At 71.3% G+C, this 20,769-nt stretch carries 21 protein-coding genes and 1 pseudogene; 8 read left to right on the top strand and 14 right to left on the bottom strand.

Features of this window, described 5'->3' with window-relative positions; translation table 11 throughout:
• Positions 1-127: 127 nt before the first annotated feature.
• Positions 128-436, bottom strand: coding sequence for a M20/M25/M40 family metallo-hydrolase (locus OOK31_RS36785; protein ID WP_267091779.1), 309 nt, complete (start codon positions 434-436; stop codon positions 128-130).
• On the opposite strand from OOK31_RS36785, the gene OOK31_RS39610 reads away from it, so the two are divergent.
• A complete protein-coding gene (locus OOK31_RS39610) occupies positions 339-716 on the top strand; it encodes a peptidase inhibitor family I36 protein (protein ID WP_353962699.1) in 378 nt (125 codons plus the stop codon). The genes OOK31_RS36785 and OOK31_RS39610 overlap by 98 nt on opposite strands.
• Here OOK31_RS39610 and OOK31_RS36780 read toward each other — a convergent pair.
• The 4 genes from OOK31_RS36780 to OOK31_RS36765 all read right to left on the bottom strand — a co-directional run bounded on the left by OOK31_RS36780 (position 637) and on the right by OOK31_RS36765 (position 4,023).
• Positions 637-1,719: a MerR family transcriptional regulator gene (locus OOK31_RS36780; RefSeq protein WP_267091778.1), complete on the bottom strand. Its 1,083-nt coding sequence runs from the start codon at positions 1,717-1,719 to the stop codon at positions 637-639. The two genes, OOK31_RS39610 and OOK31_RS36780, sit on opposite strands and share 80 nt — an antisense overlap.
• A 202-nt stretch (positions 1,720-1,921) precedes the next feature.
• The gene (locus OOK31_RS36775; protein WP_267091777.1) at positions 1,922-2,623 is read right to left on the bottom strand and encodes a DUF4232 domain-containing protein; all 702 of its coding nucleotides are present in this window, start codon (positions 2,621-2,623) and stop codon (positions 1,922-1,924) included.
• A gap of 335 nt (positions 2,624-2,958) precedes the next feature.
• Complete coding sequence (locus tag OOK31_RS36770; protein ID WP_267091776.1) at positions 2,959-3,546, bottom strand: hypothetical protein; 588 nt, start codon at positions 3,544-3,546, stop codon at positions 2,959-2,961.
• Positions 3,547-3,684: 138 nt separating this feature from the next.
• Positions 3,685-4,023, bottom strand: a complete 339-nt coding sequence (locus OOK31_RS36765; protein WP_267091775.1) for a YciI family protein — start codon at positions 4,021-4,023, stop codon at positions 3,685-3,687.
• Between the two features lie 214 nt (positions 4,024-4,237).
• Between OOK31_RS36765 and OOK31_RS36760 the strand changes: the two genes are divergently transcribed.
• Both OOK31_RS36760 and OOK31_RS36755 read left to right on the top strand, forming a co-directional pair.
• Positions 4,238-5,500, top strand: coding sequence for an FAD-dependent oxidoreductase (locus OOK31_RS36760; RefSeq protein ID WP_267091774.1), 1,263 nt, complete (start codon positions 4,238-4,240; stop codon positions 5,498-5,500).
• On the top strand, positions 5,497-6,717 hold the full coding sequence (locus OOK31_RS36755) for a cytochrome P450 (RefSeq protein ID WP_267091773.1): 1,221 nt from the start codon (positions 5,497-5,499) through the stop codon (positions 6,715-6,717). Before OOK31_RS36760 ends, OOK31_RS36755 begins: the two co-directional genes overlap by 4 nt.
• Before the next feature lie 73 nt (positions 6,718-6,790).
• Here OOK31_RS36755 and OOK31_RS36750 read toward each other — a convergent pair whose 3' ends face one another.
• On the bottom strand, positions 6,791-7,762 hold the full coding sequence (locus tag OOK31_RS36750; RefSeq protein ID WP_267091772.1) for a LuxR C-terminal-related transcriptional regulator: 972 nt from the start codon (positions 7,760-7,762) through the stop codon (positions 6,791-6,793).
• Positions 7,763-7,983: 221 nt separating this feature from the next.
• Between OOK31_RS36750 and OOK31_RS36745 the strand changes: the two genes are divergently transcribed.
• Both OOK31_RS36745 and OOK31_RS36740 read left to right on the top strand, forming a co-directional pair.
• Positions 7,984-9,582, top strand: a complete 1,599-nt coding sequence (locus tag OOK31_RS36745; RefSeq protein WP_267091771.1) for a DUF6545 domain-containing protein — start codon at positions 7,984-7,986, stop codon at positions 9,580-9,582.
• An 89-nt stretch (positions 9,583-9,671) separates the two neighbouring features.
• Positions 9,672-11,282 (top strand): M48 family metalloprotease, encoded by a 1,611-nt coding sequence (locus tag OOK31_RS36740; protein ID WP_267091770.1) that lies wholly within the window; start codon positions 9,672-9,674, stop codon positions 11,280-11,282.
• A gap of 295 nt (positions 11,283-11,577) precedes the next feature.
• On the opposite strand, the pseudogene OOK31_RS36735 reads toward OOK31_RS36740, so the two are convergent.
• Both OOK31_RS36735 and OOK31_RS36730 read right to left on the bottom strand, forming a co-directional pair.
• A pseudogene (locus tag OOK31_RS36735) lies at positions 11,578-11,787 on the bottom strand (IS5/IS1182 family transposase); the annotation flags it as partial.
• A gap of 51 nt (positions 11,788-11,838) precedes the next feature.
• A complete protein-coding gene (locus tag OOK31_RS36730) occupies positions 11,839-12,198 on the bottom strand; it encodes a hypothetical protein (protein WP_267091769.1) in 360 nt (119 codons plus the stop codon).
• Positions 12,199-12,457: 259 nt separating this feature from the next.
• On the opposite strand from OOK31_RS36730, the gene OOK31_RS36725 reads away from it, so the two are divergent.
• Positions 12,458-13,033, top strand: coding sequence for a dihydrofolate reductase family protein (locus OOK31_RS36725; protein WP_267091768.1), 576 nt, complete (start codon positions 12,458-12,460; stop codon positions 13,031-13,033).
• Between the two features lie 66 nt (positions 13,034-13,099).
• Here OOK31_RS36725 and OOK31_RS36720 read toward each other — a convergent pair whose 3' ends face one another.
• Positions 13,100-13,363 (bottom strand): hypothetical protein, encoded by a 264-nt coding sequence (locus OOK31_RS36720; protein WP_267091767.1) that lies wholly within the window; start codon positions 13,361-13,363, stop codon positions 13,100-13,102.
• A 169-nt stretch (positions 13,364-13,532) separates the two neighbouring features.
• Here OOK31_RS36720 and OOK31_RS36715 point away from each other — a divergent pair, with 169 nt between their 5' ends.
• Positions 13,533-13,922, top strand: a complete 390-nt coding sequence (locus OOK31_RS36715) for a hypothetical protein (RefSeq protein WP_267091766.1) — start codon at positions 13,533-13,535, stop codon at positions 13,920-13,922.
• Between the two features lie 100 nt (positions 13,923-14,022).
• Complete coding sequence (locus tag OOK31_RS36710) at positions 14,023-14,181, top strand: hypothetical protein (protein WP_267091765.1); 159 nt, start codon at positions 14,023-14,025, stop codon at positions 14,179-14,181.
• A gap of 80 nt (positions 14,182-14,261) precedes the next feature.
• Here the strand turns inward: OOK31_RS36710 and OOK31_RS36705 are convergent, their stop codons facing one another.
• The 5 genes from OOK31_RS36705 to OOK31_RS36685 form a co-directional block, all read right to left on the bottom strand.
• Entirely contained in the window at positions 14,262-15,140 is an 879-nt protein-coding gene (locus tag OOK31_RS36705; protein ID WP_267091764.1) for a hypothetical protein, read from the bottom strand.
• 73 nt (positions 15,141-15,213) lie between these two features.
• Positions 15,214-16,080, bottom strand: a complete 867-nt coding sequence (locus OOK31_RS36700; RefSeq protein ID WP_267091763.1) for a hypothetical protein — start codon at positions 16,078-16,080, stop codon at positions 15,214-15,216.
• Positions 16,077-17,591 carry a hypothetical protein gene (locus tag OOK31_RS36695; RefSeq protein ID WP_267091762.1) on the bottom strand — a complete coding sequence of 505 codons (1,515 nt, stop codon included), beginning with the start codon at positions 17,589-17,591 and terminating at the stop codon, positions 16,077-16,079. Before OOK31_RS36695 ends, OOK31_RS36700 begins: the two co-directional genes overlap by 4 nt.
• A gap of 196 nt (positions 17,592-17,787) precedes the next feature.
• Positions 17,788-18,762: an endonuclease/exonuclease/phosphatase family protein gene (locus OOK31_RS36690; RefSeq protein ID WP_267091761.1), complete on the bottom strand. Its 975-nt coding sequence runs from the start codon at positions 18,760-18,762 to the stop codon at positions 17,788-17,790.
• 78 nt (positions 18,763-18,840) lie between these two features.
• Positions 18,841-20,481 carry a trypsin-like serine protease gene (locus OOK31_RS36685; protein ID WP_267091760.1) on the bottom strand — a complete coding sequence of 547 codons (1,641 nt, stop codon included), beginning with the start codon at positions 20,479-20,481 and terminating at the stop codon, positions 18,841-18,843.
• Positions 20,482-20,769: the final 288 nt, after the last annotated feature.

The raw sequence follows: 20,769 nt of genomic DNA, 5'->3' as shown, positions 1-20,769 counted from the left end.
CTCCGCTGTGCGTCGGCGGCGCGGCGCTGAGCGCGCGTGGACCGGGGACCGCACCCGGCTCCCCGCACCTCGCCCCACCGCCCACCCCGGGGCTGGCGCGGGGGCACGTCTCAGGAGGGGGGCGGCGTCACAGCCTGAGGGCCGTGCTCAAGAGGACCTCGGCGCCCGCGGCCAGGTCGGCCGTGGCCGTGTCCTCCTCCGGGACGTGGCTGAGCCCGTTGATGCTCGGGACGAAGATCATTCCGATCGGGGCGTTCCCCGCCACGATCTGGGCATCGTGTCCGGCGCCGCTGGGCAGCGCCTGCCAGGGGAGACCCAGTTCCGTGGCGCTGTCGGCGATGGCCTTCGTCAGTGCGTCGTCCACCCGGGCCGGCTGTGACCGGGTGTCCACGGACACGGCGAGCCCCACACCACGCTGCTCGACGATCTTGGACATGGTGTTGCGTATCGCGTCCTCCGCGAGTTCCAGCCGTACCGGGTCGTTGTCGCGCAGGTCGATGGCGAGCTGGACCTGCTACTCAACGCAGTGGAACAACCAGGTCTCTTCGGTGCGCAACGACTCGCCGTACTGGGCGTGCGTGTACCCCGAAGTACACCCCGCCGGTCACCTCCGGGCGGCCCCTAGGTCCTGTCGGCCTAGCTCTCCAGCCGGACCGGCATCAGTATCGAGAAGGTGTCCTCGGTGTCGGTCCGGCGGATCGCCAGGGGTGCGGTAGGGGCGCCGAACTCCAGGACCAGGTGGTCCCGGGCTCCGGCGGCGAGGGCGTGCAGCAGGAACTCGCGGTTGACGGCGACCTGGTCCTTGTCGTCGTCACCGTCTTCGCAGACGGTCACCACACCGTCGGCCGTCACCTTGAGCACGCTGAGTTCACGCGACACGGCGTCGTGATCACGCACCTCGCTCGCACGGACGGGGCCGGTCTCCACCGCCTTCCGGAACGCCGGCACGTCGACGAGGGCACGACGCCCCGCCGGCAGGCGGAGGAGGCGACGGTAGTCGGGGAAGTCGTGGGCGAGGCACTGGCCGGCCACCTGACGGTCCCCCGCCTCCAGGGCCACCCGGTCACCGTCCACCGTGAGGTGTACGGACGCGTCGTCACCCAGCAGCGCACGCATGGCGTCGGCGAGCGGCGACGGCACGACGGCCTGGACACGGGGCCCGCCGTGCCCGCTGGTACCGGTCTGTGCGACAGCCATCCGGTACCGGTCGGTGGCCACGACGCGCAGCTCGTCGCCCTCGATGTCGAACAGGACACCGCCGAGCACCGGCAGCTCCGGATCGGTACTGGCGGCGAAGCGGACGGCGTCCAGCGCGGCTGCCAGCTCCCGTGCGGAGACAGCGGAGCGGACGGTCGTGGTGAGGGGCGAAGTCATGGGGTTCTCCCTGTGTTCGAGTAGCGATCGGATCGTGGAGAACTCGCTGCGGGCATCGGACAGTCCCAGTTCGAGACGGCGCAGGTGCGCCTGGAGCAGCTTGCGCACCAGGCCGGTGTCCGCACCGGACCACCCGGCCAGTACCAGCCTGATGTCCGCCAACGGCATACCGGCCCGGCGCAGCCGCGCCAGCAGCCGGGACTCCTCGAGCTGCTCCGGGCCGTACCAGCGGTAGCCGCTCACCGGATCCACCCAGGCCGGGACCAGCACACCCGCGCCGTCGTAGAACCGCAGGGCACTCACGCTCAGCCCACTGTCCCGGGCCATCTCACCGATACTGCGCATCTCGCTCTCCACACCCAGAACCCTGTGCCCTCCACCAGGTCGAGGGTCAATCCCAGTCCAGCCGACTCGAACACCGAACAGGATGCCGGTACGGGTCACGTACGTGATGCTCGCGCGGCTACCCGAGGGGGGCTCGGGCGCCCTCGTGCGCAGCGTGGCCGGTCCATGAACCCCGCCGGGAGCCGGCCGACGCTCCTGCGCGTCAGCCGCCCTGGCCGGCGCTTCCGATCGGGCCGACCTTGACCGGGGAGCCGGTGCCGTCCGTGACGGGCAGCGTGGCGGCGCCCGGCCAGGCGAGGGTGACCGACTTCGTCTCGTCCGGCGGGGTCACGACGAGCCCCGTGACGCGGACGCCGGAGCCGCCCGACGTGTTGAGCGGGTAGGTGACGCCGAAGGAGATCGCCGCGCCCTTCTTGAGGACGGCCGGTCCGGGGTGCTCGCCGGTGCGCTGCGCGGACAGCGACCCCGCGCTGGTCTTCAGGTCGACGCCCGCGTACTCGGAGAGCGTGCAGTCCCGGCTGCCGCGGTTCTTCAGCTGGACCGCGACGGTACCGTCGGTGTCGCCGCCGATGGTGCTGTCGATCGCCGTGATCTCCAGGTCGTCGGTGCGGCACTTGTCGGCCTTGGCGTTCTCGGTGGAGCCGGTGGAGCCTGTACCGGCAGCCGTGCCCTTCCCGTTGGAGCCCGTCCCGGCGGAGCCCTTCCCGCCGCCCTGATCCGAACCACCCGGGCTCGAACCGCCGCCCGGGGAGGACGGGGTTGAGGAGGAGGGCGGGGTGGAGGCGGCGGAGGACGCGGACGACGGGCCGCCTTGTGCCGCGCCGTCTTCGCCGTTCTGGCACGCCGTGAGCGTGAGACCGGCGGCAACGGCCAGGGCTGCGAAGGTGAGCTTGTGAACGCGCATCGTTGCTTCCTCGGAATCGGTTGGCGGTGTGGGCCGCTCGGGTCGCTGCGGGTCGGTACGAGCGAGCGCTTCTGTTCACCATGACCCGCCCGGTCGGAGAACCGTTCCGCCTCACCGCCCCTAATACTTTCCTGTTACACACACAGCCTGGTGCGACGCCCACGACCGCCAAGCGCACGGCGTCAGGGGAAGCCGCTTACCAGCCGGGACTGCGGTTCCCGCCACCGTTGCGCACCAGTTCAGGCCACCTGTCCGCTGGGACAGACCCGTAACCCGGTGGATGTTGACCACAAGCAGTGGCATGCCCCCCATCCTGTTGCCGGCGTTCCCGGCTGTCAGTTGAAGATGTCCAGGACGTCCAGCCAGGAGCTGTCGTCGGCGGTGGAGCGGGGCCGCATCGGGAGCGGATCCGGGTAGGTCTCCGCTGCGGCCCTCGCGCGGACGATGTCGGGCCCGCCGCACGCCGCGACCGCGAAGTCTCCGAAGACCTTGGCGAACGCGGCCGGGTCGCGGAACTCCACGCCGAACGCCCGGCCGTCCCGCAGCGGCACCCACACCACCCGCTCGGACCGTGTCCACTCAAGCACCGGCCGGCCGTCCGCGGTCGACCGCCCCTCCAGCCACAGCCGCGCCACGTGCAGCAGGTTCACCTTCTCCATCGGCAGCCGCTTGCGCCGCACCCGCAGTTCACGTGTCGTCAGCTCGACGCGCTGGTCCTTCCTCGGGTACCAGACGACGCCGACCCCGAACGGCCCCCACAGCAGGATCCCGATCATCGGCACGACCAGAGCGTCGCCCCACGACCGGAGCAGCCCGCCGTCCAGCAGGTACAGGGCCCCGAAGACCAGAACCCACTTCGCCGTCATCCGCCAGAACCCACTGCCCTGCCGGTACAGGACCCGCCGCTTCCCCGTCATCACCATGCCCCCACGCTATCCGCCGCCCCGCGGCCCACCGCAGGCGCGTGCCATGGCCGCGGAGCCGGTCCGCCGCGTCGCCCGGGCCGCGTCCCGGGCGGGCGCAGAGAGACGCCGACCAGGCACTGATCACGTACGCGGCGGTCAGACGGTCTGATCGGTCATGATCTCCCGGACCTCTTGCGCACAGCGGCACGCGGCAGCGAGTTTGGCGGCCCACTCCAGCGCGTCCGCGCGTGAGGGCACGTCGATGATCGAGAAGCCGCCGAGGACCGCCTTGGTCTCCGGGTACGGGCCGTCGGTGACGGCCCCGTCGGTGGCCACGACGCTCGCCCGCTGCCTTTCCAGTCCACCGCCGAAGACCCACACACCGGCGTCCTGGGCCTCCCGCACCACCGCGTGCGAGGCCTCGACCAGCTCGGGCAGCTCCTCCTCGGAGAAGGTCATCGCGCCGTCGTCGAACGAGATCAGGTACTGCGTCATACATGGCTCCCTCGACCTCGGCCGCCGGCCTCCTTCAGCCGCCTCTCACCCTACGACGAACGGATCGACCACGACGTCCTGGACACAGCAGACGTGCTCGTCGTCGCAGACGGTCCGCGCCGGGCCGACTCGCCGGGCGCTGCCGCGACCGCCGCCGCTGGTGGGGTATACGTCGTCGTGGGCTCACCCGACGCCGGCGAAGGGAGTGGTTGCCGTGGAGCGTACGGCCTGCTGTGTGGTGGGAGGCGGGCCCGCCGGGATGGTGCTGGCCCTGCTGCTGGCCCGGGCCGGGGTGGAGGTCACCGTGCTGGAGAAACACGGCGACTTCCTGCGCGATTTCCGCGGCGACACCGTGCACCCCTCCACCCTGTCGCTGCTGGACGACATCGGCCTCGCCGAGCGGTTCGCCCGGCTCCCGCAGCGGCGGGTGACCTCGGTGCAGCTGCCCATCGGGCCGGACCGCTCCCTCGTCACCGTCGGGAACATCGGGGCGCTGCGCGGGAAGTACAACTACATCGCGATGGTGCCGCAGTGGGACCTGCTCGACCTGCTCGCCGACGAGGCGGGCAAGGAGCCTTCCTTCCGGCTGCGCATGAACACCGAGGCCATGTCCTTCCTGATGGAGCGCGGCCGGGTCGCGGGCGTGCGGTACCGCACCGCGGACGGCGCCACCGGTGAGCTCAGGGCCACGCTGACGGTGGCCTGCGACGGCCGCGGATCCTTCGCCAGGGCGCTGCCCGAGCTCGGTCTTGAGAGCTTTCCGTGCCCGATGGACGCCTGGTGGTTCCGGCTGCCGCGCCACGACGGCGATCCCAGCGGGCTCGTGGGAGGCCTGGGCGAGCGGTTCTTCAGCGCGCTCATCGACCGCGGCGACTACTGGCAGTGCGCGGGGCTCATCCCCAAGGGGACGGATGCCCAGCGCCGCTCCGAAGGGCTGGACCGGTTCATGGCCCAGTTCACGCGGGCCGTCCCGTGGCTGGCCGACCGGGCGCACTCGGTCACCTCATGGGACGAGGTCAAGCTGCTCGACGTACGGCTGGACCGGCTGCGCCACTGGCACCGGCCCGGGCTGCTGTGCATCGGCGACGCCGCCCATGCCATGTCGCCGGTGTTCGGCATCGGCATCAACCTCGCCGTACAGGACGCGGTGGCCGCCGCCCGCTACCTCGTGGCACCGCTGGGCGCGGGGACCGTGGGGCTGCACGACGTACGCCGCGTCCAGCGCCGCCGCATGCCCACGACGGTGGCGACGCAGGCCCTGCAACGCCTGGCCCACGCCCAGGTCATCGAGCCCCTGCTGGCCGGGCGCGCCGCGTTCGGCCACCCGCAGCGGGCGAAGCGGCTGACGGAGCTCGTCACCGACTCGCGGTGGCTGAACCGGGTACCGGCCTACTTCATCGGGTACGGGGCGCTGCGCGAGCGGCCGCCGGTGGAATCGATCCGCGGCGGCGGCTCCTCGGTGCGGGAGGCGTCATGAGCGAGGGGCCGGTCCTTCTCCCCTACGCAGACCCGGCCTTCGTCGCGGACCCGTTCCCGCTGTACCGGCGGCTGCGCGAGGACGGCCCGGTCCGCCGGGTCGTCATCGCGGGCGGCCTGGAGGCCTGGCTCGTCACCCGCTACGCGGACGCGCTCGCGGCCCTGTCCGACCCCCGCCTCAGCAGCGACGTACGCGACGCCTCGGACACCCGGCTCCTGGCGCAGCTGCCGGACACGGAGCGCGAGGCGATGCTGGGCAACATGCTGCGCAGCGGTCCGCCCGACCACACGCGCCTGCGCCGCCTGGTCTCGAAGGCGTTCACCGCCCACCGCGTGGCCGGGATGCGGCCGCGGATCCAGGCCGTCGCCGACCGGCTGCTGGACGCGGTCGTGCCGGCCGGCCGCGCCGACCTCGTCGCGGACTTCGCGCTGCCGCTCCCGGTCACGGTGATCAGCGAACTGCTCGGGGTGCCGGTGGACGAGCGGCACGAGTTCCAGCACTGGACCGACCGCATGATCATGCGGGGCGCCGAGCCGCCGGACCCCGCCGTGGTGGACGAGGCGTGGCAGCACATGCGCGCGTACGTCACCGAACTCATCCGCGCCAAGCGAGCGGAGCACGGCGACGACCTGCTCAGCGCCCTCGTCACCGCCCGGGACGAGGAACAGCGGCTGACCGAGGACGAGCTCGTCGCGATGGTGTTCCTGCTGCTGGTCGCCGGCTACGTCACCACGGTCAACCTGATCGGCGGCGGCATCGCCATGCTGCTCGCCCACCCCGGCCAGCTCGACCTGCTGCGCTCCGATCCCGGCCTCCTGCCGGACGCGGTCGAGGAGTTCCTGCGCTACGACGGTCCGGTCAGCCCCGGCATCGCCCGTTTCGCGCGCGAGGAGGTGGAGATCGCAGGCGTGCGCGTCCCGCGCGGGGCGACCGTGCTGATCGGCTCGGCCGTCGCCGACCGTGACCCGGGGCGGTTCCCGGATCCCGACCGCCTGGACATCACCCGGCCGGACAACGCCCATCTGGCGTTCGGGCACGGCTTCCACTACTGCCTGGGCGCTCCGCTGGCCCGTCTGGAGGGTCGGATCGCCATCGGCACGGCCCTGCGGCGCCTGCCCGGCCTCGCCCTCGCGGTCCCCCCGGCGGACATCCCCTGGCGCCCCGGCGGCCTCCGCGGCCCCCTGAGCCTGCCGGTGACGTTCACCTCGGGCGGCTGAGCCGGGTTTCACGGGGGGCCTCGCAGCGCGCGGACGGTCGGCTGCGCGAAAGTGCCTCTGCCAGGGGGTGGCTCTACGCATCGTGCAGGAGGCCCTCCCGGGCCCAGGTGGCGCCGGCCTGGAAGCGGCTGTCCGCGCCCAGCCCTTCCATGATGTCCGCGATGTGGCGGCGCGCGGTGCGCAGGGAGATGCCGAGACGGCGTGCGATCGCCTCGTCCTTGAGGCCCGCTCCGAGAAGCTTCAGGATCGTACGGTCGAGTTCGCCCGCCACCTTCGCGAACCCTTCGCCGCCGGCGTCGGCGAAGGGCTCGGCCGTTTCCCAGGCACGCTCGAACAGGCCGCACAGGTAGGCCACGGTGTGGGGTTCACGGATCACGACCGCGCCCCCGGAATCTTCGGCCGTCGGCAGGAAGGCCGTTTCGCGGTCGAAGACGATGACCCGGCCGAACAGCTCGTGCTGAGTCCGGTACTCGGCGCCGAGAGCCGATGCGGCCGCCACGTACGCCTGGCTGGGACGGTGGAAGCGGGCCGCGTGGTGGTACAGGGTCCTCAGCCGGACGCCGCGTTCCAGAAGGGGACGGTCACGGGCCAGGGCGTCTTCCAGCACCTCGGGCTTCCGGGCGCCGCCGCCGGGCTGGCTGGTGAGCAGTTCTCCGCGGCACTGGGCGGCCATGTGGTTGAGTCGGCCGCGGACTTCCTTCAGGGTGGGTATCACCTCCACCGCGTGGTTCTCGCGTTCGGTCCGGAGTTGATAGACCGGTGCGAAGCGGGTGGCCTGCAGCTGGATGCGGGCGATCTCGGCCTGCTGCTGACGGATCGCCGCTTCGAGGGAGGCGATGCGGCCGCCGGCGGCGATGTCCGGGGCGACCGCCTGCTCCGTTCCCGACCCGTCGGCCGTAGCCTGCAGCAGCCCCGCCCCACGCAGCCGCGCCGCCGCACCCGCCGTCCGTTCGGGGCTCAGGCCGAGGTCTGCGGCCGCCCTGTGCAGGTCTACGCCGGGATGATCGAGTGCCCAGCCGTAGAGGGCCAGGTCCGCCTCGGACATGCCCTCCGCCCCCGGGCCTTCATGGTGGTTCAATAGGAAATCACCCATTTCGCTCCCCTGTCTTCAAGCTGCCACGCAGCTTGGTGAGGTACATGATCCATTGCCTCTGTCCCGGGCAGCTCGGCAGGATCTGAGGCAGGGCACCCGGCTGCGGAGCCTCCCTTGCCGTTCCGAGAGACGTGGGGTGGGGTGTGCGAAGGGCTGGACTGATCCGCAGGGCGATGGGTGTGTTCGGCGCTGCCGTGGCGCCCCTGGCACCCGTTGCCGGTTCCTCCCGCGAGATGAGACGTTATCGCGACGCGCTGTTCATGGCGGTCGGGCGGCCGGTGCCGCAGAGCCCGCGCGAACTGCTCCAGGCGATGTGCGCGCACATCACGGCATGCTCGGGGCGTGAAGTGCGGCTGATGTTCGAGCCGATGCCTGCGGGCACCATCAGTGGTCTCTGGATCGACATGGGTGATTTCGATCTGATCGTGGTGGAGGCGGACACGTCGCCGCTGCACCAGGTCGTCATCGCGGGACACGAACTGTGGCACCACAAGGAACGACACTGCGGACGTCACGGCGGTCCGGCCGGTGTCGCGGCGGCGCCCCGCATGCTCGCGGACCGGTGGCGTACCGGCGGTGCGGCGGCCCACGTGGCCGCGCGTGGCGATGCCGGCCTCGACGAGGAACGGCGCGCGGAGGCGTTCGGCCGTCTCCTGGGCGCCGGTTTCCGCCGTGGTTCCGGGGGGAGCGCCGACATGTCCGTGGGCCGCGGTCCGCTGCGGACAGGGCTGCTCGTCCTGGCCCTGCGTCCCCTGTGGCGCCTCGTGTGTCACCCCGTCACCGGGGCAGGCGACGCGCTGCTCCTCCCCACGCCGTGGTACGCGACCCCCGAGCAGCGTCTGATGTCACGGATCACGAGCGCGTACGACTGGATACTGAAGCTGCGCGCCTACTACAACGACGACGTACGCGCGGCGGCGTACCGGCAGGCCAAGCAGAACGGAGAGCCGGAGCGCGACGCCGTGGTGTCCGGCCTCGCCGTCATGCTCAGGGCCGCGGCGGAGGACCGCGCGCGCGAGGCGCCCGCGGGTGACGAACAGAGCACCAGGGCCGCCCTGGCGTTCCGCTCGGCGGAGGCCATGTACCCCGACCTCATCGTGCGCATCTCCCGCGCGCTGCCCTCCGTGCCGGCCGTGCCCGAAGACGGCGTTGGCGTTGACAACTCCCGCCGGGATGGCGCCAGATGGAACTTCGAGGGCAGTCGGCACGGACGGCGCCCGCCCGGAGCGGAGGTGTCGGTGTTGCGCCATCACCACGACCGTGAGCAGACCGCTCGGCTTGCCCGTTCGGCGGTGGCCGACCTCGCGCCGGAGGAGCTGGAGCTCTTCGAGCAGACCGCCGAGGCGTTCTTCGCCCGGCCGGTTCCCCGCCGTGCGGTGACGGTTCAGGACCCTGTCGGTATGGGGCTGGAGACCGTTGTCGGCGTGTTGTCGGGGGTGGCCTTGGCGGTGACCACCTCCGTCCTTCAGCACGTCGCCGTACAGACGGCGGACCGGACCAGGAACATGTTCCGGTTCAGAAGGAGGCGGGAGGCGGTCCAGTCCGTTCCGGACCCGGACCCGGAACCGGTCTCCGGCGCCCAGTTGGGCAAGCTGCGCGAGCTCGCCCAGAAACGGGGAATGGAGCTGGGGCTCTCCGCGGAACGCGCGGAGCTGCTCGCGGACGCTCTCGTCGGTGGCCTGACACGGAGCGCCCAGGACGGCGGTGGGGACCGGGACGGCGGGCACGGCACACGACCCGCAGGGGCCGCGGACCCCGGAACGGGAGGGTGAGTCCCGCGGCGGCCGGCGCGCGGCCGACGCCCCCTCCCCTCTCTCCGTTCTCGCTTCCCGCCGGCACGACGTTCCGTTTCGCTCTGCTCATGATCGCCATCTCCGGAACGGTCTTCTCGGTCGGCCTCTTCTGGGTCCGGCCGTTCCTCGGAGACCGCGCGGTCGGCCTGGAGGCCGTCCGCGCCTGCGTCGAGAAGTACGCCGCGGGCGCGGCCTCGGGTGACGCGGAAGCCGCACGTCGTCTCGCCCTGTGCGGGGGCCTGTCCGACAACGCCCTCCTGTGGATCCAGCTCGGCGTCCTGGGTTGCTTCTGGGCCCTGGTGGCCCTGGTGTACTGGATCCTCCCCGGCCGGCGCATACGCCGCAGGGGCTACGGCCCACTCGGCACCCGTTCGTTTCCGGGCATTCACGAAGACCTCGCCCGGCTGATGCGGTCGGCCGGCATGGACCGGCGGGTGAACCTGCTGGTGGATCTCCTCGACGGCAGGGTGAACGCGCTCGCCTTCGGAAGGGTGGGCAAGCGTTACGTCCTGCTCAGCCGGGGTCTGATCGCGCTGCGCGACACCGATCCCGAAGCCTTCCGGGCGATCGTCCTGCACGAGCTGGCGCACCTGCGGAACCGCGATGTCGACATCGCGTACCTCACACTGATCTCGTCCCAGCTCTTCAGCCGCCTGGTGGCGATCCCCGTCACCCTCGCCTTTCCGCTCGCGGTCTTCGATCCGTCCGCGGGACCGGCCTCCTTCTACCTGGGCACCGCCGCGGGAACCCTCCTCCTCGGGCTGGCGGTGCCGCTGACCCGTAACGCGGTGCTGCGCAGCCGCGAGTTCCACGCGGACGCCCGCGCCGCTTCCTGGGAGAACGGTGGGACCGGACTGGCAGCGGTACTCACCTCGCAGCGCGAGATCGACTCCCGAGCCGCCGCGCCTCCCGTGGAGTTCCTCCGCCCGCACCCTTTGGCAGCCCGCCGTCTGGACGCACTGCGTGATCCCGCTCCGCTCTTCTCCTTCGTCCCCTGGGAAGGATTCGCCCTGGGCCTGGTCTGCGCCATCGCGCAGGGCCCGGTCACGGCCTTCACCAGCGGGTTCCTCGGACTGCCCGCGAGTCACCCCCTGGCAGCGCTGCCCGCGGCCCTGCCGCTGGCCGGCGGGGCGGTGTACGGACTCTGGCGTGCGGAGTCGGCCGCCTTCCGCTTCGGCCGGGGCGTGAGCAGCGCCCATCGGGCTGCGGTGGCCACGGGGATCGGTTTCGTGACCGGTACGGTCCTCAGGCCGACCCACCTCGGCACGCCCCAGATGGGACCGTCGGCCCCCGCGGGCGAACTGGCCGTCTGGCTCTTCCTCCTCTTCCTCGGCAGCTACGTCTTCGTCCAATGGCTCGCGCACACGGCGCGCGCCTGGGCTCCCCTCGAAGCGGTCGGCAGGCTTCGGGGACTCCTCGTGGCCGGCGTGATGTGCTGCGCCCTCGTACCGCTCAGCTTCGGACTGGGCCTGTCCTACGTCATCCACCCCTCCGACGTGGCACTCGCCTTCTCGGCGTCCCCCGACGCGGGCGACCGGGGAACGGGCACGTATCTGATGCGCGTCCTGGCCGTGGCGCAGGACGAGGTCCCCTTGGGGTACGGAGTGTTCGCGGCCGCAGCCCTCGCGGTGGTGCCGCTGAGCGGGCGCATCACCGCACGGGCCGGAAAGCCCCGCTAAGGGCTGTCCTGTAACCACCCGCGGTACTCCCTACTCCCTAGGAGCTCAGCGCCCTCCTGATGCGGGAGGCCCAGGATCAATCCGGGAAGGCTGGGGCTAGATTCTTCGCATGTCTTCGCACCTCAGTCATGGCGCTTCGGGAGCACTGCGGCGCTTCGCTGGATGGCTTGCTCGAGGGTCGGTGGGCCATCCGATGCTGGAAGGGATCGACTACTGGGAAGAGCTGCGCGAGTCGCCCTCCCAGATGGAGGTCTGCGTCGCGATCTTCGCCAATGTCCTCGAACTGGACGAGCAGGGCGAGCTGGTGCATCGTCAGGTTGGTGCGCCAGTACGCCGTGACCAGCAGCGCCCGGTCCTCCAGGGGCAGGCCCCATGGCCGGCCCTTGCGGACCGCGTCGGCGCCCTCGCGCCGCAGCATGGTCACCAGCTTCCCGAAGGCACGCGGGCTCAGCCCCGTGAACGGGGCTGTCCAGGACGGCTCCGACGCCGTGATCGCACCAGCCACTTCGGGATCATCGCACCGGGCCAACCTGCCCTGTTGGCAAGCTTTCCCGCCTCAGCGGAACTCGTGGACCACCTGGATTTCGCCGACGATGTGGGCGTTGAAGTCGTCCAGCTCCTCGGCCGGAACCCAGAGCTCGAGGATCGTCTGCCCGCCCGCCTGTTGGATGGGATACCGGCTCAAGAACTCCGACTCGACCTCAAAACGAGTGACGAAGCCGGCGCCATCGTGCTTCACGTTCCAGTCCCGCGCGATCCTGATCGCGTAGTCCTCGTTGAGGACCGGGTAGAAGATCGGCTGCTCGGGCAGCCGGGGCGGCCACGCACTCCAGTTCAGCTCCCGAACCAGATCCAGCTCCTTGGGGCCGGTGGGGCGCCACAGGGTCGTCGTTGCTTGCTGGCTGGTCATGTGCATCGCTCTCTGAACGTCGGCCGCTGGTACGGCGGGTCGGCAGACCGGACGATACCGGCACCACGAACTCGGCAGCTACGCAGTTTCCGCACCTGGCCAGCTCCGTGACCAGCAGTTGCGGGACGATCCTCAGGCCGTCTCTCTCGGTTGTGATCCTGAGGCGGGCTGGCACACTCCTCGTGCGATGGTGCGTGGTGGAGTGCGGCCGAGCAGGTCCTGCGTGAGTGGTCGTAGTGTCGAGGCTGACCGAGGAGGGCTTCTGATGCGCAGCGTGACCTATTCGATGGGCGTATCGCTCGACGGCTACATCGTCGGGCCGGACGGCGACTTCGACTGGACGTCGCCCGACGAGGAGCTCTTCCGGTTCGTCACCGAGGAGATCCGGGAGCTCGGCGTCTACCTGTTGGGGCGGCGGCTGTACGAGACGATGCTGTATTGGGAGACCGCCGACCAGGATCCGTCGCTCGACGACGCGAGGCTCGAGTGGGCGGCGCTCTGGAAGCCGCTCCCGAAGGTGGTGTTCTCCACCACCCTGTCGGCGGTGGAGGGCAACGCCCGCCTGGCTTCCGGCGGCCTCGCGCAGGAGATCGAGCGGCTGCGGGCCGAGCCGGGGAAGGGCGGCATCGCGATCGGCGGCGCGACGCTCGCGGCCGAGGCGGCCGCGGCGGGTCTGATCGACGAGTACCGGGCCAGGGTCTACCCGGTGCTGGTCGGCGGTGGCATTCCGTTCTTTCCCCGGCACGAGCGCCGGGTCGATCTCGAACTCGTCGACACCCGCACCTTCAGCTCAGGAGTCGTCTACCTCCGCCACCGCGTGGCGCGCCAGGTCGTGGCCTAGGCGCTCCGGAGGCCTGTCGGCGCCGGCCGGGACGCGGCCGGGCGGGCGCCGTCCAGTGAGTCCCGGTCAGTCCTCGCTGAGGTGGAGCAGGCCGGCGTCGACCAGGCGCTGGAAGCCGGCGCGCAGCCCCGCTTCGCCGACTTCGTCTCCGAACCGGCTGTTGGCGAGCTCGGTCACGACCTGCTCGAGGTAAGGGCCCGCGGCGCGCGCCGGCAGCAGATGCCTGATCTGGACGTACAGGCCCATGTCCTGGAGTGACAGACGGGCGCGCAGCGCCGTGGCGGGTACGGTGACCGGCTGGTCCAGGTGGTCGTGATCGTAGAGGCGCATGCTGTTCTCCTGTGTCGTGTGTGTCGTGATGGCGGTGAACGGGCCGGTCGGCTGCCACCTGAACATGATGTACGGGGCACCTTCAGCCGGCTCCGCCGGGGTCCGCCGGCTCGTGAATGTCTGCCGGGCCGCCTGGGTGACGGCGTCCCGGGCCTGCGACGATGGCCGCGTGAGCAAGCACGAGTGGGAGGCCCTGACCGATTCGGAACGGGCGTTCCTGATCAATTCCTATGAGATCGACATCCTGCCGGGCGTCTGGGGTGACCTCGGAGAGGACGATCAGTCCTTGCCGGTCGACGAACTGGCGCAGGTCCTGCTCCGTCTCGTCGACCGGGGCTGGATCGAGGTGCGCCGGATCGCACCGTGGACGTCCCCCACCGGGGAGGAAGGACTCCAGCCCGGAGAGCTGGTGCCGCGGGAACGGCTCCAGGTGCTGCTCTGTGACGCGGCCAACTGGGAGTACCCCGAAGGCGACAGCTGGATCGGCGCGTTGACCCTGGTCGAGACCGCGGAGGGGAAGAAGGTCACCCGCATGTCGCCCGAGGAGATGGCTGAGTAAATCGCCCCCTCGTCCGATACGGCCTGGGCGCCTTGCGGTCGGACGTCCTGGACGGTGAGGTGGTTCCTGACGGGCCGGAGCGGAGGAGGCGGCGGACATCGTGGCGGAGCAGACGTGTCGGGTGACGGCGCAGTTCTTCGACGACGAGGGGTGCGAGGCGGCATGTGTACTGCCGGCCGGGCATCCGGGCAAGGTGCACAAGGATGCCGTGATCGGCGCGTGGGACGAGGACGAGCCCTGCGTCGTCTTTCTGGCGTGACGGCGGCTTCCTGCCGGGTGCGGGCGGGGCGTACGAGGGCGGCGCCTCCTGCCTCGTCCGCCCGGCCCCCAGGGCCTCGGCTACTGGTTGGCCAGGAGGTCGGTGCGGTGCTGTTCGAGGTCGGTGACGCCGTTGAGGCCCACCGTGGTCGTGTACTGGGTGTGTACCCCGTCGGGGGCCTTCTCCGGGGTCAGGAGATAGGTGTGCATGACGAAGCCATAGGTGTTGTTGCCTGTGTAGAGGCCCTTGAGCCTGCCGTCCACCGTTCCGACGGCGTCGAAGGGTTCACCCTGCGCTCGGAAGGTCCAGTGGGTTCGGTACCAGGCGTCCAGCTGCTCCGGGGCGGCCAGGAAGTGCCCGGCGTCCGGGTCCCGGGGATCGGCGACAAGATCCTCGGGCTGGTCATCCCCGATGGTCAGTGCGATGAGGCCCGAGGCGTCGGCCTCGGCAGCAGCCGGATACGTCCGGCCGTGATGGACCGCGTAAGCCTTGGGGCGGAAATGGTCGACCTCGGCCAGACGCCGCACCAGAGCGTGCAGAGGCTGCAGCAGATCCTCGCGCTGCTCCTCCAGATCGGTGACCTCATGGCGTGGGAAGACGCCGTAGTAGTCGATGACCAGGCGCTTGAGGTGCTCCTTGGCGAAGTGTTCGTCGGAGCCGAGGTAGTCGCCCGAGAGCGTGGTGGGCGTGGCGGCGGTGCACTCGAAGGGCTCGTCGCGCCAGCGGAACGTCCACGTCACGGCATACCAGGCTTCCAGGCGCTCCGGGGCAACCGGATACCACAGCGACCCGTCGGCGGCCTCGCGCGGCGCAAGCCCTTCAGGTGCGGGACGGCCGGGCTCAGGCAGCAGCTCGACGCACGGCCACAGACCCACGGCGCCACGGGCCCGATAGAGCTCACCGTGAAAGACCGCGACCTCGCCCTTGACCGGGGAGGGGCGGCTCGCAGGGTCAGCCATAGTAGTTCCACAATCCTTCGTTCTTGTCGAAGACGACCCTGACCTCTCGTCCCCCCGGCTGCCAGGGCCTCGGCTACTGGTTGGCCAGGAGGTCGGTGCGGTGCTGTTCGAGGTCGGTGACGCCGTCGACGCCCACCCTGACCGTGTACCGGGTGTGGTCGCGATCCGACTCGTCGGTCAGCTGCCAGTTGTCTGCGAAGCCCCAGCTGCCGCCTGTGTAGACGCCCTTGAGCCTGCCGTCCACCGTCCCGACGGCGTCGAAGGGACCGCCCTGCCAGCGGAAGGTCCAGTGGGTTCGGTACCAGGCGTCCAGCTGCTCCGGGGCGGCCAGGAAGTGCCCGGCGTCCGGGTCCCGGGGATCGGCGACAAGATCCTCGGGCTGGTCATCCCCGATGGTCAGTGCGATGAGGCCCGAGGCGTCGGCCTCGGCAGCAGCCGGATACGTCCGGCCGTGATGGACCGCGTAAGCCTTGGGGCGGAAATGGTCGACCTCGGCCAGACGCCGCACCAGAGCGTGCAGAGGCTGCAGCAGATCCTCGCGCTGCTCCTCCAGATCGGTGACCTCGTCACGTGGGAAAACGCCGCGGTAGCGGGTGCCCAGGCGCTTGAGATGCTCCTTGGCGAAGTGTTCGTCGGAGCCGAGGTACTTGCCCGTGAGCGTGGTGGGCGTGGCGGCGGTGCACTCGAAGGGCTCGTCGCGCCAGCGGAACGTCCACGTCACGGCATACCAGGCTTCCAGACGCTCCGGGGCAACCGGATACCACAGCGACCCGTCGGCGGCCTCGCGCGGCGCGAGCCCTTCAGGTGCGGGACGGCCGGGCCCGGGCAGCAGCTCGACGCACGGCCACAGACCCACGGCGCCACGGGCCCGATAGAGCTCACCGTGAAAGACCGCGACCTCGCCCTTGACCGGGGAGGGGCGGCTCGCAGGGTCAGTCATATTATTTTCCACAGCCTTTCGTTCTTGTCGAAGAAACCGACGGCCTCTTCGGTACCGTCGGCGTGCATACACCAGATCTCAGCATGGTGCGGGAAGCCGGTGGGCTCGGCGATCCACTCCGGGACACCCCCGCCGGTGTAACCAGTGCCGAGGAACGGGTCACGCCAGGCCCGTCCCCGGCTCTGGTCGGCCATGCCGGCGACGTGGTTGGCCAGCACCTGGTCGCCGACTGCGCCGAGGCTCGGATCGGCACGCATGTCGTCCGGTGCCGGGAAGCGCAGCTGGTACGCCTCGGACGCGCCCGGAGGGACGGGAGTCCAGCCGGCCCCGCCATCGTCGAGAGCGAGCCCGTCGCGCAGTTGGCCCATGCTGCGCAGATCGGCGGTGTCACAGCCGCGCGCGATGGAGCCGCTGAACTCGCCGGGGTTGAAGTCTTCCTCGCCGCGCGTCGTGGCGTTGTCCAGGTAGGCGTCCAGGGTTTCGCGTGTGATCACCTTGGTCACGATACGGCCCTCGTCGAGCTTGATCGTGTCACGGACCTCGACGACCTCGCGGGCCTGCGCCTCGGTCAGCTCGTTGGTCCGGGTGAGCCTGAACTTGTCATGCTCGGAGCGGTCCAGGCCGCGTGCCCCCAGCTGGTCGTCGATCTCCTGCTGGTAGCTGGGGCCGTCGCGTAGCGCGCTGTTGTCGTATGGTTCGGCCTCCTTCTCAGCGTGCGCGTCGGCCCGGTTCCGAGCATCTGCTGCCTGCGGTTCCGGAGCATCGTCGGACGACGCTGCCGCGTCCGGCGGTTCCTCTTCGGAGAGGGAAGGTTCGAGGGGCCCGGTGGCGTCGGGGTGTTCCTGGGGCTCTTCCGGAGCGGGCACAGGGTCGGGGGCGGCGTCGTACGGTGTCGGGGCTTCGTCCGGGGCCGGGGTGGTGTCGGCCGGCGCTTCGGCGGGTGTGTACGGAGCGTCGTGGGGGCGGGTGGGGTCCGGCGCCTCGTCGGGGTCGTCGGCTGCCGGGGCGTCGTGGGTGTCGGCTGCCGGTTCAGGTGCCTGCGGGGCCGCGTCCGATGCCGGCGCGGGGTCGGGTGCCTCGTCCGCGTCGGGGGTGGGTGGGGGCGCCGAGTCGCCGTCTTCTTCCGGCTCCAGGGGTTCGGGGGGCTCCGGGGCTTCGTCCGGGTCCGGCAGGTCTGCCTGATGCGTGGTGTCGGGGTGTTCCGCGGGCTCTTCCGGGGTGGATGGGGGCTCGGGGGCGGCGTCGTACGGTGTCGGGGCTTCGTCCGGGTCCGGGGTGGTGTCGGCCGGCGGTTCGGGTGCTTCCGGGGTGGGTGTTGCCGCCGAGTCGTTCTCCGGCGTGCCGGGCTCGGCTGGCTCCGGGGCGGTGGGCTGGTCCGCCGGCTCGGCCGGGGCGTCCGCGGGCGCGGGCGCCGCCGAGTCGTCGGGCGGGGTGGGCTCCGGGGCGTCCGTGGCTTCGGGGGCCGGCGGTGATTCCGGTACCGGAGGCTGTTCCGTCGGACGGTCGCTCACAGGCCGGCCCCCGGGCGGCGGGTGTCGGCTCCGCGTGTGGTGGTCGTCCCCGCCGCGTGTCGTGGCCGGCCTGCGCGTATTCCGTCCATGGTCCCGTCCCCCGGTCAAGCAGATCAGTTGATCACACTAACTGAGGGATCAGGTCGGCGTGTTCGGCGGCGGTGGCCCTGGGGCCCGCCGACGGGTCCGTGGCGTGTCAGTTGGCGACGGTGAGGCTTTCTATGAGGAAGCGGTGGTCGGATCTGGTCGTGGTGGTGACGGTGCACCAGTTCCTGGGCTGGTCGCTGAAGATGTAGTCGATCTTGGCTTCGATGGCCGGGCTGGTCGCGGTGGCCGCGGTCGTGTGGGTGGGGCTTCCGGTGCGGGAGGTGCCCTTCTGGTCGCATTCCTGGTAGCCGGGCGTGCCCGGGCCGGTGGAGTAGAGGCCGGCGGGCCAGACGGCGGCGGCGGTGTTCTTCGGGTCGTCGGGGGAGCGGGCGTTGAAGTCTCCGCCGAAGACGACGCGGGGGAAGGTGTCGACGATGGCCTTGATCTCGGCGAACTGCTGACCGCGGGAGTCCGCCTTCGGGTCGTTGGGGTTGGCGCCGACGCGGGTCGCGTGGACGGTGCACAGCCGTACGCCCCACTTCGACGCGGTGGCGCAGTGGAAGGGGGTCTGCTGCCCGGCGGTGGGCTGGGTGGTCGGGTACGGGCGGGCGTCGCTCATCTGCCCCTTGGCGACGATGGCCGTGCCGAGCCGGTCGGCGCGGCCGGTGGCCTCGCCGCAGCGGCTGTTGTTCTTCGTACCGTCGTTGTTCAGCCACTGATAGGTCTCGAAGGTCTTGCTCCAGCCCGGACCGAGCTTGGTCATCAACAGGGTGAGGTCGTCCTCGCAGACCTCCTGGAGGAGGACGGCTTCGACGCGGCTCACCGTCACCTGGGAGGTGATCACGTCGATCTTCTCCTGCGGTGTGCCGGTGCCCTCGCAGTGGTAGGCGGCGCGCTGGGGGCCGCACATGTTCCAGGACATGACCTGCAGGGTGTGGGGGAAGTCCTCGACCGCGTACGGCATCGCGGCCGTGCCGTCGGCGTCGGCCGCGGAGTACTCGGTGATGGCGTACGCGCTCACGCCCGCCCCGGTGATCACCAGAGCGGCGAGAGTGGTGAGGGCGTTTCTGACGCGGTGCCTCATGGGGTTCCTTTGTGCCGTGGAGCGGTACGTTGCCGGGCGGGCAGGCGGGCGGCCGGGCGGGCGGCCCCATGCCCGGTGTCAGCCGGTGAAGGTGGCGGTGAGGGTGACGGCCAGGCTGCCGGGGGTTGCGGGCAGGCCCTGGAGGGGCGCCGTCACCGGAGCGTCCCAGCTGCGGTTGGTGTGGCGGGTGGTGTGCAGGAGCTTGCCGTCGGCGGTGGTGACGGCGACCTGGACCTCCCCGTTGACGGCGGCCGCGGAGACGGACTTGGCGGTCACGGTGCCCAGGACGGCCTTCAGCTCGCCCCAGAGGCTCCACGTTCCGTCGGGGTTGCGGATGGTGTGGAACTGGCGGGCGCCGTTGTCGGTGGCGATGACGAAGTGGGTCTCGTCCCCGGCGCCGGCCGCGCTGATGGAGCTGATGGGGCCGCTCGGGCCGGCGGCGAGGGCGACGTCGCCCCAGGCCGTCCAATTGCCGTTGGCCTGGCGGATGCTGTGGTACGGCTTGCCGCCGCTGACGAGGCCGACGTGGAGCTCGCCGCGGACGCCGGCGGTCGCCGCGGCCGTCACGTTGGTGACGGAGCCGCCGGAGACGTCGCGGAAGGGGGTCCACTGGCCCGCGGCGTTGCGGACGGTGTGGAAGGCCCTGCCGTCGGCCACGGCCACGACGTGCAGGTCGCTGCCGAGGGAGACCGCGGAGACCTGGGTGGGGTTGCCGAGGGAGTTGGCCACGGAGAACACGTCCCCGAAGGCGCTCCAGGTGCCGTCCGGCTTGCGGACCGTGTGGAAGAGGCCGCCGTTGGTGCTGATGGCGAGCACGTGCGTGTCGCCGTTGATGCCGGCGGCGGCGGCGCTGCGGACGCCGTTGATGCCGCTCGCCTTGGTCTGGACGTCGGCGAACCCGGTCCAGGAGCCGTCGGGCAGGCGGACGCCCTGGTAGAGGCCGCTGCCGGACTGTACGAGGGTCTTGGTCTGCCAGCCGGGCGTCCTGGCGCGGTTCTCGTCGATCCACTGCCGGAGGTCGTCGGCGCGGGCGGCGATGGCGCCGGTCCGGGTCTCGTCGGGGTCGGTGCCGAGGCAGCCGGCCTGCCAGGAGCGGCTGTTGACGCCGACGAGCTCACCGGCCGCGTTCAGCAGCGGGCCGCCGGTGTCGCCCTTGCAGAGGGTGTCGGTGCCCTTGCCGGTGACGGCCAGCGTGGTCGCGTCGGTGGTGTCGAGGGTGAACGTGCCGGTGTGGAGCTTGGCCGGCACCCACTGCGTCTTCGTCCGTCCGAACCCGGCCGCCGTCAGCTCGGCGGCGGCCGCGGGGGCGGCCCCGGCCAGCTTGACGCCCTTGATCCCGCCGGCGGGGGTGGCCAGGCGGGCGAGGACGACGTCGCGGTCGACGCGGGGCGCGAGCTCGGCCACGTCGGCGGTCCTGCCGTCGCTGAGGGTCGCGGTGGTCTTCAGGGCGGGCCGGCCGGCCGGGACCGTCGCACCGGGGGTGGCGGCGAAGCAGCTCGCGGCGGTCAGCACCCAGGAGGCGTCGATCAGCGTGCCGGTGCAGGCGCGGCCGTTCGCCTCGTCACCCAGGTTCAGCTTGACGGTGTAGGCGTGCCGACCGTCAGCTCCGGGGGTGCCTATGACGGCCTGAGCCGTCCCGCCCGACGACAGGAGGCCGGCGCCGACGACGGCGGCGAGACTGGTGGTCATCCACGCGGGGCGCGAACGGTGAGCAGACATGGGTCTTCCTCGAGAACGACGGAACGACGGAACGACGCAACGGGTGGCCCGGCGGGCGTCGTGGCCGTCGGCCGCGCCGAGAAGGGCCCGACGGGCACGAGATGTCGAAGGCGTCGTTCCATGGGAGCCGACCCGACCGAATCGGCCAGGCAAGGGGGAGGCGAAGGAGCTGTGTGAATCTACCAGTACGATTTGTGCCTGGTGACCGGCCTGCGGTCTGATCCACACTCAGCTCGCCTTCGGGCGGGCCCTGTTCTCGAGGTGCACGGCGGGCGCGCTGACGCACCC

This window comes from Streptomyces sp. NBC_00249 (assembly GCF_026342355.1).
Classification (GTDB): Bacteria; Actinomycetota; Actinomycetes; order Streptomycetales; family Streptomycetaceae; genus Streptomyces.
This window is presented reverse-complemented; position numbering and strand designations above follow the sequence as displayed.